The organism is Metasolibacillus sp. (assembly GCF_025291715.1).
In the GTDB taxonomy this organism is placed as follows: domain Bacteria; phylum Bacillota; class Bacilli; order Bacillales_A; family Planococcaceae; genus Metasolibacillus; species Metasolibacillus louembei.
Map to the genome: position 1 here is coordinate 1 of NZ_JAMBIZ010000021.1, position 15,973 is coordinate 15,973.

The window sequence follows — 15,973 nt, forward strand, 5'->3', positions numbered from 1 at the left end:
TTGGGGGTTTCCCCCTGTGAGAGTAGGACATCGCTTCGCAACAATGAGACCACTGAATATTCAGTGGTTTTTTTGTGTATAGAAAAAAATTGGGCAAAATAAGCTGTTTTATGGGCAAGTTCAATATATAATCAGGCGGATTTCTGCCTAAAATGGGCGAGCTATTTTTGATAGCTCTTATAATACAAAATATGGTTGAATAATCTTATGAAAGTAGGACGTCGCTTCACATAGGCGATCCTATTTGCCGATAGAGTATCAAAGTTACTGATAGAATATAAAAACTTGCCGATAGAACCATGAAAGCTGCTGATAGAATGCAACAACTTGCTGATATACTTTATCATAAATATTAAATGTTCAACTTTCCAGATTGCAAATTATGAAAAAGAATTTTCTTTATAAAATCGGGCGGATTTCTACCTAAAACAGGTGAATCATTTCTCTTGAACTATGATTAAGAAACGCCCAGCTATTAAAGATGAAAGCTGCTGTTTATTTTTCTAAGCGAATCCTCAAACTTGCTGATAGTCCTTTAAAACATAGCGTGCATATTATATACATTAAAAGTTATATTTTTAGGTTGCTGCTCCTACAATAATGTAGGAGGGGAAATATGCTAATCGATGGGGTTTTCTCTGGTGGGGGCTTGAAAGGATTTTCATTAGTTGGGGCATATCAAGTTTTAGAAGAAAAAAATTATCGCTTTAAACGTGTAGCAGGAACGAGTGCAGGAGCGATTATGGCAGCGTTTATTGCTGCTGGTTACAGTGCGAAAGAAATAGAGCAGCTATTGGATGAGTTAAATTTAACAACACTTTTAGATACCCGTAAAATGCTGTTTAATTTGCCGTTTTTAAAATGGTTAAACGTATATCGACATATGGGGATATACCGAGGTGTAGCATTAGAAAAATGGTTTTATCGAAAGCTGGCTGATCGAAATATTTATACATTTTCAGATTTGCCACCTGGTACTTTAAAAGTAGTTGCTTCAGACCTTTCGAATGGGAAAATCATGGTATTGCCAGACGATTTAATTAACTATGGTATTAATGCGAATGAATTTTTAGTCGCACGAGCTTTGCGCATGAGCTGTAGTATACCTTTCTTTTTTGAGCCTGTTATTTTAAAAGTAAGAAATAAGGAATCGATTATAGTCGATGGTGGGGTATTAAGTAATTTTCCTTTTTGGATATTTGATAATCCAAAAGGGAAAAGGATACGCCCTTTGTTAGGGATTAAACTTAGCTCCCGTTCAGAGCATCAACAGCCACGAAAAATAAATAATGGGCTACAATTATTTGAATCACTTTTTACTACAATGAAGGATGCCCATGATCAACGATATATATCAAGAAGGCATGAACGAGATATTATGTTTATTCCTGTAGAAGAATATAATGCAACACAATTTGCTATGGATGAAGAAACGAAAGAAGAATTGATTGTGATTGGAAGAACACGTGCACAGCAATTTTTAATGAATTGGCCCAAAGTACGCCTCTTTTAAATAAGAGGTGTATTTTCATAAAAAACTATTGTCAATAGTAATAAATAATGTTAGTATATTTAATGTCGATAAAATAATTTCATATATTGGTCCCGTGGTGTAGCGGTTAACATGCCTGCCTGTCACGCAGGAGATCGCCGGTTCGATCCCGGTCGGGACCGCCATTATTATAGTTTTTGTAAGTATTATTGCTTATAAAGGCTTTTTATTTTGTCGAAATTTAGTTTTTAAATAGGTCACCGTGGGTATGTATTAGTAGATACATATTGTTGGAGGTGATGCGTATGCTAATGAGAATTGGCGGCATATTTGCATTAATGTTTAGTTTAAGTAGCTGTGAGGCTTATGAACAAGGAAAATTAATTGATATTGAAGATTCCAATGCATATGTATGGCAAAAATATATGAATGAACAAGAGTTTAATCAGCTACAGCAAGGCATGAGCTATCTTGATGTTGTAAAGGTTGCAAAAGGTATTGGGACCTTTCAAGAGGAAGGTTTATACATTTGGCAAGATGAACATACACTGACACAAGCATATGAAATATATTTTCAAAATGATCAGCTTGTTGACAAGAAAGTAATTGAATTAAAAGGACATTCAACAAGATAAATAAATGGGAGCGCTTAGAAATTATTTCTAAAGACGCTCCTTTTTATGTGTAGTCCTTTGAACATTTTTTCGCATTCGAGTAAACTAAAAGTAATGTATTTTTGGGAAGGGTTAATAATATGACATTTGAAAAGCATATACAATCATTAGATGAAACGAAGCAGCTTGCTCAAGCATTAGCGGAGCAATTAAGAGCACAAGATACAATCACACTAGAAGGCGATTTAGGCGCTGGAAAAACAACTTTTACACAAGCAGTAGCAAAGGGACTAGGTATTCAAAGAACTGTAAACAGCCCTACTTTTACGATTATGAAGCAATATGAAGGACGCCTATCCTTAAATCATTTAGATGTGTATCGTTTAGCAGACAGTGACGAGGATTTAGGTTGGGATGAAATTTTTTATGGTGATGCGGTGACGATTGTAGAGTGGGCACATTTAATAGAAGAAGATTTGCCGAAGGAACGCTTAGCAATTACAATTAAGCGATTAGGAGAGCAAGAAAGATTATTTATTTTAAAGCCAATAGGTGCTCGTTATGTTGAGCTTTGTGAGGAGTTAATGAAATGATTTGGTTAGGAATTGAAACAGCAAATGCACCATTATCCATTGCATTAGTGCAAGATGGAAAAGTTATTGCAGAAGTTGTTCAACATATTAAAATAACACATTCGGCAGGTGCGATGCCTGCTATTGAAGAGCTTTGTGCGAAAGCTTCTATTAAGCCAGCTGAAATAGATGCTATTGCTGTGTCAGAGGGCCCAGGTGCATATACAGGCGTGCGTATAGGTGTCACATTAGCAAAAACATTAGCATGGACATTGCAAAAGCCTTTAGTCGGTGTATCAAGCTTGCGAGTATTGGCTGTCAATGGTCGCTTGTTTAACGGGTGCGTGTGTCCTTTATTTGATGCGAGACGTCAGCACGTCTATGCGGCAATTTATCGAGGACAAACGGCATTGTTGGAGGATGGACATTATGCAATTGCTGATGTGTTAGCGCAAGTAAAACAATGTGGAGAGCAAACGTTGTTTATTGGGGAAGATGTAGCCTTGTATAAAGAGCAAATTGAAGAGATGTTAGGAGAGCAAGCAGTTTTTGCCCCATTTACATTGAATTTGCCTCGCGCTTCAGAGCTTGTGTCGTTAGCGATGAATCAAGCGCTGCCATCTATTGAAGCAACACATACTTTTGTGCCACAATATCGTCGTATTGCAGAGGCGGAGGCCAATTGGCTACAAACACAGAAGGAGAGCAAGTAAGCAATGGTACAATATCGGAAAATGACGGTGGAGGATGTCGAGGCGGTTTACGCAATTGAGGTTGCCTCGTTTCCTGTGCCTTGGACGCTTGATTCCTTTTATTATGAAATGCTTGAAAATCAATTTGCTTATTATACGGTAGCAGAGGAAAGTGGCGAAATTCTCGGTTTTTGTGGTAGCTGGATGGTCGTTGATGCGGCGCAAATTACCAATGTAGCTGTAGTGAAATCAGCACGTGGACGAAAAATTGGTGAAGGTCTAATGCGCGAGGCAATGCGTGTGGCACGTGAGGCGAATATGGAAACGATGAGCTTGGAAGTGCGTGTATCAAATGTTGTTGCGCAAAATTTATATTATAAGCTAGGCTTCCAAGATGGGGGTTTACGCAAAGGATACTATACTGATAATCAAGAGGATGCTCTTGTCATGTGGGTGAAATTATAAATGGAAAATCAATATATTTTAGCAATTGAAACGAGCTGTGATGAAACAGCAGCTGCGGTAATTAAAGATGGCACAACGATCATATCAAATGTCGTAGCCTCGCAGATTGAAAGTCACAAGCGCTTTGGTGGTGTTGTACCAGAAATTGCTTCACGTCACCATGTGGAGCAAGTAACGATTGTTATTGAGGAAGCATTAGCGCAAGCGCAATTACAGCCGAGTGAGCTAACAGCGGTAGCAATTACAGAAGGGCCAGGACTTGTAGGTGCATTGTTGATTGGTATTAATGCAGCAAAAGCATTTGCTTGGGCGCATCAATTGCCAATTGTTGGCGTGCATCATATTGCAGGGCATATTTATGCAAATGCGCTTGTACAGCCGATGGAATTTCCACTATTGGCGCTAGTTGTATCAGGTGGGCATACGGAGCTTGTTTATATGAAGGAGCATGGGCATTTTGAGCTGATTGGAGAAACGCGTGATGATGCAGCTGGTGAGGCATATGATAAAGTAGCGCGTGTTTTAAACTTGCCTTATCCAGGTGGGCCGCATATTGACAGATTGGCACACGAGGCAGATGAGGCGGTGGCATTCCCACGTGTTTGGTTAGAGGAGGATAGCTATGACTTTAGCTTTAGTGGCTTGAAATCAGCTGTCATTAACTACAAGCATAATATGGATCAGCGTGGTGAAGAAATTATTGCGGCACATGTAGCAAAAGGCTTCCAAGATAGTGTTGTGGAAGTATTAACAACAAAAGCAGTGAGGGCTGCACGTGCATACAATGTAAAGCAAGTGATTGCAGCGGGTGGCGTTGCAGCAAATAAAGGCTTGCGTACAGCGTTAGAGCAAGCTTTTAAACAGGAGGGCATTCCATTTTATGTACCACCACTAAAGCTATGTACAGACAATGCTGCGATGATTGGTGCGGCAGGTGCGAAAATGTATGAAGCAGGTGTACGTGGTAATATGATGATGAATGGGCGCCCAGGAATGGAATTAAAAAGCTGGATGTAAATATAGAGAATGCCATTAGCGATGAAAAGCTGATGGTATTTTTTTATGCGATTCAGCATAATGTAAAAATATAATGTTTTTTGCTGTCGATATGCTAAAAAAAGCACCGTTATAAAAAAGGTTTAAGTTTTCTGAAAATTATCCACAGATTGTGAATAGAAAAATGCAAAATGTCAATAAGAACATTCGTACTTATGCACAATTTGTGGATAACTTGTGGGTAAGTTGTGATTTATCAATATATAGTATGTCGTTTTCCTCATCATCATGTGGAAAAAATAATTTTTGATTGTGGACAATGTGGAAAAGTCTGTTGATATGTTGGTATTACTATATTTAAAATGTGAATAAAATTGTGGGCTAATTTTATCGAAATTTGTATATTGACCAATATATATGTAATATAAAGTAGAAACAATAGTAGTATAAATGAAGGAGGTAGTGGCTGTTGAAGCAAACTAAAAATTCAATGATTATGTTATTAATTTTCGGAGCGGTGATAGCGAGCCTTGCTTTATGGCTACTTAGTCATACTGTATTCGGCACCTATATTTTATATTCATTCTCAGCTCTGTTTATTTTTATAGCGATTACTTGCTATCCTTTAGCGATTGTTTATGGCAAGCGCGATATTAAAAGAGTATACGATAGTATTTATATAGGAAATTATCGTCTATTTCGTATGAGGAAGCCTTATGCAAATGTATTGAATACAGTAGTTGCCATTGTTATTACAATATTTTTTGGCTGGGCATATGGTGCATATGGAGCTTATCGTGATTCCAAATATAAAAATAAAAGACCTCCGTTAAGAAGAGTGAAATAAAGGACATTGAGCCATCATTGCTCAATGTCCTTTATTTTATAAGTTTTCTACTTCTTCACTTAGCTCTAACCATTCCATTTCAAATGTTTCATGTGCGGATTTGGCGGCATCTAATTCATTTTGAATTTTGAGCGCTTTTTCATGATCAGAAAAAATAGCTGGATCGCATAGTTGTTCTTCTAAAGCGGTGATTTGTGCATCAAGCGCTACCATTTTACCTTCAATTTCTTCTAATTGACGACGAATTTGTCGTTCGCGCTTTTTAGCATCTTTATCAATCATTGAAGTTGATGCCTTTACAGTGGAAGTTGCTTCTACTGTTGAAGATTCCTTCATCGCAGCTAATTCTGTAAGCTCCTGCTTTTTCTCCACGTAATAATCATAATCTCCTAAATACTCGAATGAGCCATCTGAGGCTAACTCTACGACCTTTGTCGCAATGCGATTAATGAAGTAACGGTCATGTGATACGAATAACAGTGTGCCTGGATAGTCAATTAACGCGTTTTCTAAAATTTCCTTGCTATCTAAATCTAAATGGTTAGTTGGCTCGTCTAGTACAAGGAAGTTTGCTTTTTGCATCATGAGCTTAGCAAGCGCTAGACGTGCTTTTTCGCCACCTGATAAAGAGTTAACCGATTTACTAACATCATCTCCACTAAAGAGGAAACGGCCAAGTACTGTGCGAATATCCTTTTCATTCATTAATGGCCATTCATCCCAAAGCTCCTGCAAAACGGATTTATTGGAATTGAGCTTTGCTTGCTCTTGGTCATAGTAGCCGATTTGGACATTCGTACCATAGCGAATTTCTCCAGCGAGCTGTGGTAAGTCTTGGACAACTGTTTTTAATAATGTTGACTTCCCAACACCATTTGGACCAACAAGTGCAACGCGGTCTTCTCGGAAAAGGCGTAGCTGGATATTATGTGATATTTCCTTGTCTGGATAGCCGACAGTAAGCGCATCAACAGCTAATACGTCATTGCCGCTTTGCTTATCAACTGTAAAGCCAAAGCTAGCTGATTTTTCATCACCATCTGGCGCATCCATCCAGTCAGTACGTTCTAGCATTTTGCGTCGACTTTGTGCCATTTTCGTTGTAGAGGCACGAGCGATATTTTTTTGAATAAAGGCCTCCATTTTCGCCTTCTCATCTTGCTGACGTTCATATAATTTCATATCACGCTCATAATTTTTTGCCTTTTCATTTAAATAAGCGCTATAGTTACCCGCATATTTTGTGACGCGTGTGCGCGATACTTCATAAACAATCGATACGACTTGGTCTAGGAAGTAACGGTCATGTGAAACGATTAAAATAGCTCCAGCATAGCCTTTTAAATAATTTTCAAGCCAAGCGAGTGTTTCGATGTCTAAGTGGTTTGTCGGCTCGTCCAAAATTAGAAGGGCAGGCTTAGAAAGTAGCAGCTTTGCCAATGCTAAACGAGTACGCTGACCACCTGATAATGAGCGAATTGGTTTGGCATAATCTTCAGGATAAAACTGCATGCCGTGAAGGACAGAGCGTGTATCTGCCTCATATTGATAGCCACCCGCATCCTTAAAATCATGCTGCAATTGGTCATATTCAGCCATCAGCTTTGCATAGACTTCCGCGTTTTCATAAACAGCAGGCTCTGCCATCTGTTGCTCTATAGTGCGGAGCTTTTTCTCCATTTGCTGTAATGGTACGAAAATCGTCATCATTTCATCCCACATCGAGAGCTCAGAATCCAATCCAGCGTGCTGTTCTAAATAGCCGATTTTAATATCTTTTGGAATGATGATTTCACCAGAATCATAGGACATCTGTCCAGCGATAATTTTTAAAAGTGTCGATTTGCCTGCGCCGTTGCGTCCAACAAGCGCTACTCGGTCTCGATGCTGTACTTCTAGCTTGACGCCGCTTAAAATTTCATCCGTAATAAATGATTTATATAGTTGATTTACTTGTAAAACAATCATATTTACACCTCAGTTCATGCTTTAAGTGTAATAGATACGCATGCTTGGTGCAATGATGGATACTTTACTTATTCGCCTATGTTTAGTAAGATGAAAACGACTTCGAACTAGATTGCAGGAGGATTGTATGTGAGCAAAGAAACGAAAATTCCACAAGCAACTACGAAGAGGCTTCCTTTGTACTACCGATTTTTACAAAATTTTGCGAGTGAAGGCAAGCAACGTGTGTCCTCCCAAGAGCTGAGTGAAGCGATGAAAATTGACTCAGCAACGATTCGCAGAGACTTTTCTTATTTTGGTGCTCTCGGTAAAAAAGGCTATGGCTATGATGTCCAGCATTTATTACAATTTTTTCGAGAAACGCTTGATCAAGATGAAGCAACAAATGTTGCTTTAATTGGGGTAGGTAATTTAGGAAATGCCTTTTTAAAATATAATTTTCAAAAAAACCATAATACGCGTATTGTTGTTGCATTTGATTCAAAGGCGCCTGTAGAAGGAACAGAAATTAGTAATATTCCAGTTTTCCATCCGGACCGCTTAGAGGAAATGTATGAGAAATATAATGCGGAATTAGCGATATTAACCGTATCAGCAAGATCGGCACAAGCAATGGCAGATCGTCTGGCACAAATGAATGCGAAAGGTATTTTAAACTTTACGCCGATTCGTTTAAATGTGCCTGAAACTATGAAGTTAATGAATATCGATTTATCTGTAGAGTTGCAGGCACTTATTTATTTGATACGCAATTAAGCATGGCGTTTATTTTTTTTGCGCATGCTACGGTATGGATGACGAAGTATTTGAAGTGGATGCTTGATATAAATGTCTCTAGATATGTATTGTTTCCTACATACGGCGATAACATCTTTTACTAAATTGGCGGTGGAATCTTTGTCATAAGGGGATTGCATGACCTCGAAAACTTCAGGTTGAACAGTAATCAGCCAGCCATTGTTTGATCCCGTAATAATTAATTTGATGAAATTATACTCACCGATATGTTGGTAAGTGACAGCTGTAATTGCGATTTCTTTTTGATGCTGCAATTTAAGCCATTTACGTATACGGAATTTATTCATATTCGTAATTCCTATCTATATAAGTTAAATATTGCTATATAGTATAACAAAGTTACGAAATTATTCACAACTAATGTATTAGCTAAATTGCGGAGAATGCGTTAAAATGTACATGAAGAGGAGGTGGCGTAATGGTAATCCATTTAAATGCGATTGGACCAGTAAGCCTTGTTATTATCGGTGTTGTTGCCATCCTGATTTTTGGACCGAAGAAGCTTCCAGAGCTTGGCAAGGCAATGGGCTCTACACTTCGTGAGTTCAGACAAGCAACTAAAGGCTTGGCAGACGATGATGATGATAAAAAGAAAGTTATTGAACATAAAGATAACGATAATGTTAAGTAAGTTAAGGATGTCTCATATATGAATCCAAAAGAACTAACTGTTATAGAGCATATTGAAGAATTAAGAAGTCGCCTTGTTGTCACGGCGTTCTTCTTTGTTTTGGCGCTTGTCGGTAGCTTTTTTTTAACAGAGCCGATCATAAAATTTATTCAGGAAAGTGATGAGGCGGCTCAATTTACACTCAATGCTTTTGCGCCAACAGACCCGTTGGCAGTATTTTTAAAAGTTTTGTTTATTGTAGCATTTGTCTTAACATCACCTGTCTTACTTTATCAGCTATGGTCGTTTATTACACCTGGCTTACTTGAAACGGAGCGTAAAGCAACACTTAAATATATACCCTATTCCTTTGTCTTATTTTTAGCGGGAATATCCTTTGCGTATTTTGTATTATTTCCATATGTCATGCATTTTATGACGAGCTTATCGAATAGCTTGGAGATACAGCAAACGATTGGAATTGATGAGTTTTTTTCCTTTTTATTCACATTAACACTACCATTTGGCATTGTATTCCAATTGCCAGTTGTGACGCTGTTTTTAGCGCGTATTGGAATTCTAAATCCAGCATTAATGGTGAAATTTAGAAAATATTCTTATTTTATTTTATTTGTACTCGCAGCTATTTTAGCGCCACCTGATTTTATTTCTAATTTAATTGTTGCGGTACCGCTCTTTATTTTATATGAATTCAGTATTGTTATTTCCAAAGTAGGCTATAAAAAATATTTAGCGGCAGAGGAACAACGTCAGCGTGAGGAAAAAGAGGCTGCTGAGCAAATGCAAGTAGAGGCATTGTTAGCAGAGCAGCGTCGACAAATGGAAGAGATGAATAGATAATAAAAACTGTAGGAAAAGATTTCCTACAGTTTTTATTTTGGTACAGCATCAACAAGCGGTGCGATTTTATCAATATTTAATTGGAGAATTGTAACAAAGCCGTTTAATAGCATATGTGCAATAATCGATGTCATGAGACGCTTCGTTTTATAATAAAGAAATGAGAAAATCAGTCCCATAGATGTATAAAGGATAATATGTGTCAGCTCCATGTGAACAATTCCGAAAAGAAGGGCGCTAATAAAAGCGGATACCCAGAAATTTTGCTTTTGAATAAGCGAGCCGAAAATGACACGGCGGAAAATTAGCTCCTCCAAAATAGGTGCTAGAATGACAGAAGACACAATCATAATTGGTGCTGCACGCGTAATTTCCATAATTTTTGCGGTGTTTTCAGAGCCAGGCTCAATTCCTAATAATAGTATTTCGATTTGCGCAGCAATACCTTGACCGAATAATACAAGGAAAAAGCCGATGACACCCCACATAATTGAGATAGGGATGGAAACTGGTTTTCCGGGAAATACATTGAAAAACTGCTGATGGCGTGCAATTAAAATGACGCTAATAATGATTACAAGTATCCAAGCGACTGTATTCCACCAAGCCATTAATGTATAACTAGGATATTCCGCATTCGCCACAAGCTGAAAGAAAAAATCATTTACTGGCGGAATTAATAAAAGAAAAGTGGAAAATTGGGAAGCAACGTATAACAGCAATATATAAAATGCTGTTTTTTGTGTTTTAAATTTTGGTGATTGAATAGATGTCACGTGCATAAAACCTACTTTCTGTAACTATAATACGTTATGCTTTCTTTATTGTAGAGGAAGTTCGTAATAAATGAAAATTTTTTGTAGTTCTGACTTGCAAAAAATTTAGAGATTATTTAATATAGTAAGTGTGTTAGCACTCCTTATGAATGAGTGCTAATAAATCCAAAGATTTAATATTTTGTAGGAGGTTGTTTCACTTGTTAAGACCATTAGGTGATCGTATCATTATCGAACTAGTTGAGGTAGAGGAAAAAACGGCATTTGGCATTGTTTTACCAGACTCAGCAAAGGAAAAGCCGCAAACAGGTAAAGTAGTGGCAGTTGGGACAGGTCGTGTATTAGATAACGGTACACGCGTAGAGCTTGATGTGAAAGAGGGAGACGAGGTTATCTTCTCAAAATTCTCAGGAACTGAAGTAAAATATGACGGCCAAGAATACTTAATTTTACGCGAGAGCGATGTATTAGCTGTTATTGGTTAATGAAATAAGGGGCGGGCAAGTGCTTGCTTGCCTCGCATATAAAAAGATAAGTAATGAGCTGACAATCAGCAACATATAACACGAATGGATAATTATTTTCAGGAGGTTTTTTTAGAATGGCAAAAGATATTAAATTCTCAGAAGAAGCACGTTCATTAATGTTTCAAGGTGTAGATAAATTAGCAAATGCAGTGAAAGTAACATTAGGTCCAAAAGGGCGTAACGTTGTATTAGAGAAGAAATTTGGTTCACCTCTAATTACGAATGATGGCGTTTCTATCGCAAAAGAAATTGAGCTTGAAAATCCATATGAAAACATGGGCGCAAAGCTTGTAGCAGAAGTAGCATCAAAAACAAATGAGATTGCTGGTGACGGTACAACAACTGCAACAGTATTAGCACAAGCAATGATTCGTGAAGGTTTAAAAAACGTAACAGCTGGTGCAAATCCTGTAGGTATTCGCAAAGGTATCGATAAAGCAGTAGCAGCAGCTTTAACAGAGCTTCAGGCAATTTCACGTCCAGTAGAAAATAAAGAAGCGATTGCACAAGTAGCAGCAATTTCTTCAGCAGACGAAGAAATCGGTCAATACATTGCAGATGCAATGGAGCGTGTTGGTAACGACGGTGTTATTACAATCGAAGAATCAAAAGGCTTCACAACAGAGCTTGATGTAGTAGAAGGTATGCAATTTGACCGTGGCTACGCATCTCACTATATGGTAACAGATACAGATAAAATGGAAGCTGTATTAGACAATCCATATGTATTAATTACAGATAAAAAAATCTCAAACATTCAAGAAATTTTACCTGTATTAGAGCAAGTAGTACAACAAGGTCGTCCGATTTTAATTATTGCAGAAGATGTTGAAGGCGAAGCTTTAGCAACATTAGTTGTTAATAAATTACGCGGTACATTCAATGCAGTAGCTGTTAAAGCGCCAGGCTTCGGTGACCGTCGTAAAGCGATGCTAGAAGATATTGCAATTTTAACTGGTGGTCAAGTAATTACACAAGATCTAGGCTTAGACTTAAAATCAGCTGATATTACTTCTTTAGGTCGCGCGGCGAAAGTTGTTGTATCAAAAGATAATACAACAATTGTTGAAGGTGCAGGCGACACAGCAGCAATCGAATCGCGCGTTGGTCAAATTCGTGCACAGCTTGCTGAAACAACTTCAGAGTTTGATAAAGAAAAACTACAAGAGCGTTTAGCAAAATTGGCTGGTGGCGTAGCAGTAATCAAAGTTGGTGCTGCAACAGAAACGGAATTAAAAGAGCGTAAACTACGCATTGAGGACGCATTAAACTCGACTCGCGCAGCAGTTGAGGAAGGTATCGTTTCAGGCGGTGGTACAGCATTATTAAATGTTTATGGCGCAGTGGAAAAAGTACTTGAAGAAGTAGAAGGCGACGTAGCAACAGGTGTGAAAATCATCCTACGTGCATTAGAAGAGCCAGTACGCCAAATCGCTGAAAACGCAGGCTTAGAGGGTTCAATCATCGTTGACCGTCTAAAACGTGAAGAAGTAGGTGTTGGCTTCAACGCAGCAACTGGTGAATGGGTAAACATGATCGAAGCAGGCGTAGTAGACCCAGCAAAAGTAACGCGTTCAGCTTTACAAAACGCAGCATCTGTAGCAGCATTATTCTTGACAACAGAAGCAGTAGTAGCAGACATCCCAGAGCCAGCAGGTGCAGGCGGCGGAATGCCTGATATGGGCGGCATGGGTATGCCAGGCATGATGTAGGTGCCTGACACGCAAACAATTCTGAAAACTCACTACAATTTATAAAATAGTGTAGTTCATATTTGATTAATCAAAACCATCTCTTATTAAAATTTAATAGGAGGTGGTTTTTTTACAGGTAAAAAGTTAGAATAGTCATACAGTTTATGCTGAGAGGAGGGAGCTTCAATGAAATATGATCAAACGAATATAACAATTACAACAGAGAGATTAGTTCTTCGTTTATTTCAAAAAACAGATGCAGAAGCAGTAGCAACGCTTTGCAATAACTATAATATTTATAAAAGCACCTTATATTTGCCGCATCCATATAAACTAGAGGATGCGTTAAACTGGATAGAATATCACTATGAAAATTTTGTAGAAGGCCGTTCCTACGAATTGGCCGTAACGAATAGAGAAACAAACGAGCTATACGGAGCAATTGCTTTATCGCACAATAAACACTTTAATCAAGGAGAGCTTGCTTATTGGATTGGTGAGCCGTATTGGGGAAAAGGCTATGCTACAGAGGCAGCAAAGGCAATCGTGCAATTTGCATTTGAAGAAAAAAAGCTGCACAAAGTGTTTGCGAGATATTTTGCAACAAACCCTACTTCAGGAAAAGTAATGGAGAAGATTGGGATGGAGCAAGAAGGTGTATTAAAGGATCATATCGTAAAGGATGGCAAGTACGAGGATTTAGTATATTACGGGATTATTAATAACTTAGAACATCACTAAGTAAGGAGTTTCGTAGCTATGGCAGAGAAAAGAATAATAGACATAAGATTATTTGAGGAATTAGAAAATACTCGGTCTTTTTCTGATTATGCTGGAAAAATATACGCAATTGAAAAAGAAGTGCATTTGATTTGTACTAGATTCGCTAGAAAGCTTAGAGAACAAAACTTTATAACTGGTGAGTTTGATCATGTATATATTGTGATGACACCACTTCTTGGAGAGCAAGTGGTACGAGAGGCAGAGCGGCAGATTGATAAGCGAGTCAAATGTTATTATGTTGGGGTAGCAATTGATTCTTTTAACTATAAATCAGTAAAGGAAAAAGAGGTCTATATTTTAGAGCTAGTGGCAAAGGTGCTGCTGGAAATTGCGCATAATGCTGAGCAAGCGGATTTAGTAATAAGCACACATCAGCTCTTATTACAGCTGGGAAGTGAAGTGGAGATTACTCACCTAACAAAGGAAACGAAAAAATATAAAATAATGATTACGTATCAAATACATCCAAATAATGCGAAATCAAAAGCAATCATTGAATATCATGATTTACAACAGGCTGTAAAAAGAAAAAAGGCATTTTTAGAGTTAAACATGTACGAGGATATTTATTTTTTAGCATCTACTGTCATGGTTCAAAGGGATATGATATGTATAAAGCCAAAAACGTCAGAAACTGCACGCTACCATACGAAAGATTATGTAACGCCAATTAATCTTGTAATAGGAGAAATTCCTTTCATGGAGTAAGCAAAGACCCTATAAACAGTTTTTATATGTTTATAGGGTTGGTTATTTTTAATGACAATCCCAATTATAGAGCACATTGCTAAAATCTTTGCGTTTTAATTCGTCTTCTGTAATGAAGAAGTTGCCAACGCCAACATCTCCCCACATAATATGATCACCGACACTATCCACTTGTAATAATAAAATTGTAGAATCAGTGTAGTCACCATACGCACGAGGATCCTCCTGAGTAAAGAAAGGATAGCCCCCTATTTTATGACCAGTCCCGCTAAATGTATCGTAAAATTGATCCTCTAGCTCAGCGTCCTCCTCCACTTCATCTTTAATAGCTGCATAGACGTCATTGCTACGGAAATCATCAATCATCAACGGTTCAAAATCTGTTTCAAAGGAAAGCGCCATTTCTTTTTCGACTGGGAAATACAATTCTTCATCCTTTAATTCAACAAAAGAAAAATCTTGTATTAGTTGCGATTCATCTTGAATGATTTGCTCATGAAAAATCACACGAAATCCAGCTTGATTTTTTCCATTGTCAAAATCCATACCTAAAACATCATCATAGCCATCAATATAAAATTGCAAAATACCTTCAGTAGGGAAGTTAGGAAGATGCCTTGGTACATCTGCAAAATTGATTTGTGCTAACAATTTTAACGGTTGTCCTTGTTCATTTTTAGGATATTCCATTGTTAACGGAAAATAAGGATTGCCTTCAAATTTGCTTTCAAATAAAGATGTTTGGCGTTCAACTGTGTTAATGCGTACAACAGGCTGGATTGTTTCCTCAATAATAGCTCGATATTGTTCGAATTGTTGTGGTAGCTGGAAAGTCGATTTGTTTATCATGTGACAGCCTCCTAGATTTAAGATACTTTCATTATAGAACAAATGTTTCTTTTTCGGAATGGTCTAAATTCACTATATTTTATAGTACTACTAAAAAGCCCAATAAACACATGTGCTCCTGCAATGAACTTATTGCAGGAGCACATTAATTCTTACTTATGCTTTTTATTGATTCAACTTGAATTCTTTTTGTGTACCATCTGTAAAACGTACTTCAAGCTCAAACTCTGTATAGTCTGTAGATAATCCAAATGCATCTAAAACTTCAGCAGCAATTGTGGCATTATCTGTTGTTGCATCAAATGCTAGCTTTTGCAGTAATGGCTCCAGCTTTGCATAAGCATCATTTCCTTTTAGCTTTTCACCATTTACCTTATCATCAATTTCGGCCTCAATTCCTTCGTTATCATTTTCATAATCAGCCTCGTATTTTTCTGTTAAGCCATATGACACTTCTAAGGAGAATTTTGTAAAGGCTAAGCTAGCAGTTGGCTGGTTTTCATTTGCTGCACTATCTGGATTGCTTGGTGTTGTGACAGGTACTTCCGTTACCTTATCGCTATTGCAGGCTGCTAGTAAAAAGATGCTTAATGGAATAAACAACCACTTTATTACTTTCCTCATATAATTTCCTCACTTTCTTCATGAACTTATTATATTTATTACCCAACTAGCGAAAAAGTAATCATGGACACATGAAAATCGGCTAACTATCATAAAC

19 protein-coding genes and 1 tRNA gene are annotated in these 15,973 nt (G+C 37.7%); 15 read left to right on the forward strand and 5 right to left on the reverse strand.

All coding sequences use genetic code 11. From position 1 onward, the window contains the following. The first annotated feature begins 616 nt into the window (after window positions 1–616). The 8 genes from M3Z76_RS12960 (at window position 617) to M3Z76_RS12995 (ending at window position 5,678) form a co-directional block, all read left to right on the forward strand. The gene (locus M3Z76_RS12960; RefSeq protein WP_293927622.1) at window positions 617–1,513 is read left to right on the forward strand and encodes a patatin-like phospholipase family protein; all 897 of its coding nucleotides are present in this window, start codon (window positions 617–619) and stop codon (window positions 1,511–1,513) included. An 88-nt stretch (window positions 1,514–1,601) separates the two neighbouring features. After that, window positions 1,602–1,677: transfer RNA gene (locus M3Z76_RS12965), tRNA-Asp, on the forward strand. A gap of 120 nt (window positions 1,678–1,797) precedes the next feature. Further along, window positions 1,798–2,127, forward strand: a complete 330-nt coding sequence (locus M3Z76_RS12970) for a hypothetical protein (protein ID WP_293927624.1) — start codon at window positions 1,798–1,800, stop codon at window positions 2,125–2,127. A 119-nt stretch (window positions 2,128–2,246) separates the two neighbouring features. Further along, window positions 2,247–2,699 (forward strand): tRNA (adenosine(37)-N6)-threonylcarbamoyltransferase complex ATPase subunit type 1 TsaE, encoded by a 453-nt coding sequence (gene tsaE / locus M3Z76_RS12975; RefSeq protein WP_293927626.1) that lies wholly within the window; start codon window positions 2,247–2,249, stop codon window positions 2,697–2,699. Continuing rightward, window positions 2,696–3,391, forward strand: a complete 696-nt coding sequence (gene tsaB / locus M3Z76_RS12980; protein ID WP_293927628.1) for a tRNA (adenosine(37)-N6)-threonylcarbamoyltransferase complex dimerization subunit type 1 TsaB — start codon at window positions 2,696–2,698, stop codon at window positions 3,389–3,391. Before tsaE ends, tsaB begins: the two co-directional genes overlap by 4 nt. A 3-nt stretch (window positions 3,392–3,394) precedes the next feature. Beyond that, a complete protein-coding gene (gene rimI, locus M3Z76_RS12985; RefSeq protein WP_293927630.1) occupies window positions 3,395–3,835 on the forward strand; it encodes a ribosomal protein S18-alanine N-acetyltransferase in 441 nt (146 codons plus the stop codon). Beyond that, a complete protein-coding gene (tsaD, locus tag M3Z76_RS12990) occupies window positions 3,836–4,852 on the forward strand; it encodes a tRNA (adenosine(37)-N6)-threonylcarbamoyltransferase complex transferase subunit TsaD (RefSeq protein ID WP_293927632.1) in 1,017 nt (338 codons plus the stop codon). Between the two features lie 448 nt (window positions 4,853–5,300). Continuing rightward, window positions 5,301–5,678 carry a hypothetical protein gene (locus M3Z76_RS12995; protein WP_293927634.1) on the forward strand — a complete coding sequence of 126 codons (378 nt, stop codon included), beginning with the start codon at window positions 5,301–5,303 and terminating at the stop codon, window positions 5,676–5,678. A 36-nt stretch (window positions 5,679–5,714) separates the two neighbouring features. On the opposite strand, the gene M3Z76_RS13000 is transcribed toward M3Z76_RS12995, so the two are convergent. Further along, window positions 5,715–7,646 carry an ABC-F family ATP-binding cassette domain-containing protein gene (locus M3Z76_RS13000; protein ID WP_293927636.1) on the reverse strand — a complete coding sequence of 644 codons (1,932 nt, stop codon included), beginning with the start codon at window positions 7,644–7,646 and terminating at the stop codon, window positions 5,715–5,717. Window positions 7,647–7,775: 129 nt separating this feature from the next. On the opposite strand from M3Z76_RS13000, the gene M3Z76_RS13005 reads away from it, so the two are divergent. Continuing rightward, window positions 7,776–8,402: a redox-sensing transcriptional repressor Rex gene (locus M3Z76_RS13005; RefSeq protein ID WP_293927638.1), complete on the forward strand. Its 627-nt coding sequence runs from the start codon at window positions 7,776–7,778 to the stop codon at window positions 8,400–8,402. On the opposite strand, the gene M3Z76_RS13010 is transcribed toward M3Z76_RS13005, so the two are convergent. Continuing rightward, window positions 8,399–8,731 carry a hypothetical protein gene (locus M3Z76_RS13010; protein ID WP_293927640.1) on the reverse strand — a complete coding sequence of 111 codons (333 nt, stop codon included), beginning with the start codon at window positions 8,729–8,731 and terminating at the stop codon, window positions 8,399–8,401. The genes M3Z76_RS13005 and M3Z76_RS13010 overlap by 4 nt on opposite strands. Before the next feature lie 131 nt (window positions 8,732–8,862). On the opposite strand from M3Z76_RS13010, the gene M3Z76_RS13015 reads away from it, so the two are divergent. Next, window positions 8,863–9,075 (forward strand): twin-arginine translocase TatA/TatE family subunit, encoded by a 213-nt coding sequence (locus M3Z76_RS13015; protein WP_042479204.1) that lies wholly within the window; start codon window positions 8,863–8,865, stop codon window positions 9,073–9,075. 18 nt (window positions 9,076–9,093) lie between these two features. Beyond that, window positions 9,094–9,915 carry a twin-arginine translocase subunit TatC gene (gene tatC / locus M3Z76_RS13020; RefSeq protein ID WP_293927644.1) on the forward strand — a complete coding sequence of 274 codons (822 nt, stop codon included), beginning with the start codon at window positions 9,094–9,096 and terminating at the stop codon, window positions 9,913–9,915. Between the two features lie 32 nt (window positions 9,916–9,947). On the opposite strand, the gene M3Z76_RS13025 is transcribed toward tatC, so the two are convergent. After that, the gene (locus M3Z76_RS13025) at window positions 9,948–10,691 is read right to left on the reverse strand and encodes a CPBP family intramembrane glutamic endopeptidase (RefSeq protein WP_483310168.1); all 744 of its coding nucleotides are present in this window, start codon (window positions 10,689–10,691) and stop codon (window positions 9,948–9,950) included. 200 nt (window positions 10,692–10,891) lie between these two features. Between M3Z76_RS13025 and groES the strand changes: the two genes are divergently transcribed. The 4 genes from groES to M3Z76_RS13045 all read left to right on the forward strand — a co-directional run bounded on the left by groES (window position 10,892) and on the right by M3Z76_RS13045 (window position 14,403). Next, window positions 10,892–11,176: a co-chaperone GroES gene (gene groES / locus M3Z76_RS13030; protein ID WP_293927649.1), complete on the forward strand. Its 285-nt coding sequence runs from the start codon at window positions 10,892–10,894 to the stop codon at window positions 11,174–11,176. 116 nt (window positions 11,177–11,292) lie between these two features. Continuing rightward, window positions 11,293–12,930, forward strand: coding sequence for a chaperonin GroEL (groL, locus tag M3Z76_RS13035; protein ID WP_293927652.1), 1,638 nt, complete (start codon window positions 11,293–11,295; stop codon window positions 12,928–12,930). Between the two features lie 168 nt (window positions 12,931–13,098). After that, the gene (locus M3Z76_RS13040) at window positions 13,099–13,653 is read left to right on the forward strand and encodes a GNAT family N-acetyltransferase (RefSeq protein ID WP_293927655.1); all 555 of its coding nucleotides are present in this window, start codon (window positions 13,099–13,101) and stop codon (window positions 13,651–13,653) included. A gap of 18 nt (window positions 13,654–13,671) precedes the next feature. Next, window positions 13,672–14,403 carry a hypothetical protein gene (locus M3Z76_RS13045; RefSeq protein ID WP_293927657.1) on the forward strand — a complete coding sequence of 244 codons (732 nt, stop codon included), beginning with the start codon at window positions 13,672–13,674 and terminating at the stop codon, window positions 14,401–14,403. A 48-nt stretch (window positions 14,404–14,451) separates the two neighbouring features. Here the strand turns inward: M3Z76_RS13045 and M3Z76_RS13050 are convergent, their stop codons facing one another. Beyond that, window positions 14,452–15,252: a YwqG family protein gene (locus tag M3Z76_RS13050; protein WP_293927660.1), complete on the reverse strand. Its 801-nt coding sequence runs from the start codon at window positions 15,250–15,252 to the stop codon at window positions 14,452–14,454. A gap of 165 nt (window positions 15,253–15,417) precedes the next feature. Next, window positions 15,418–15,876 carry a YusW family protein gene (locus M3Z76_RS13055; RefSeq protein ID WP_293927663.1) on the reverse strand — a complete coding sequence of 153 codons (459 nt, stop codon included), beginning with the start codon at window positions 15,874–15,876 and terminating at the stop codon, window positions 15,418–15,420. Window positions 15,877–15,973 lie beyond the last annotated feature (97 nt).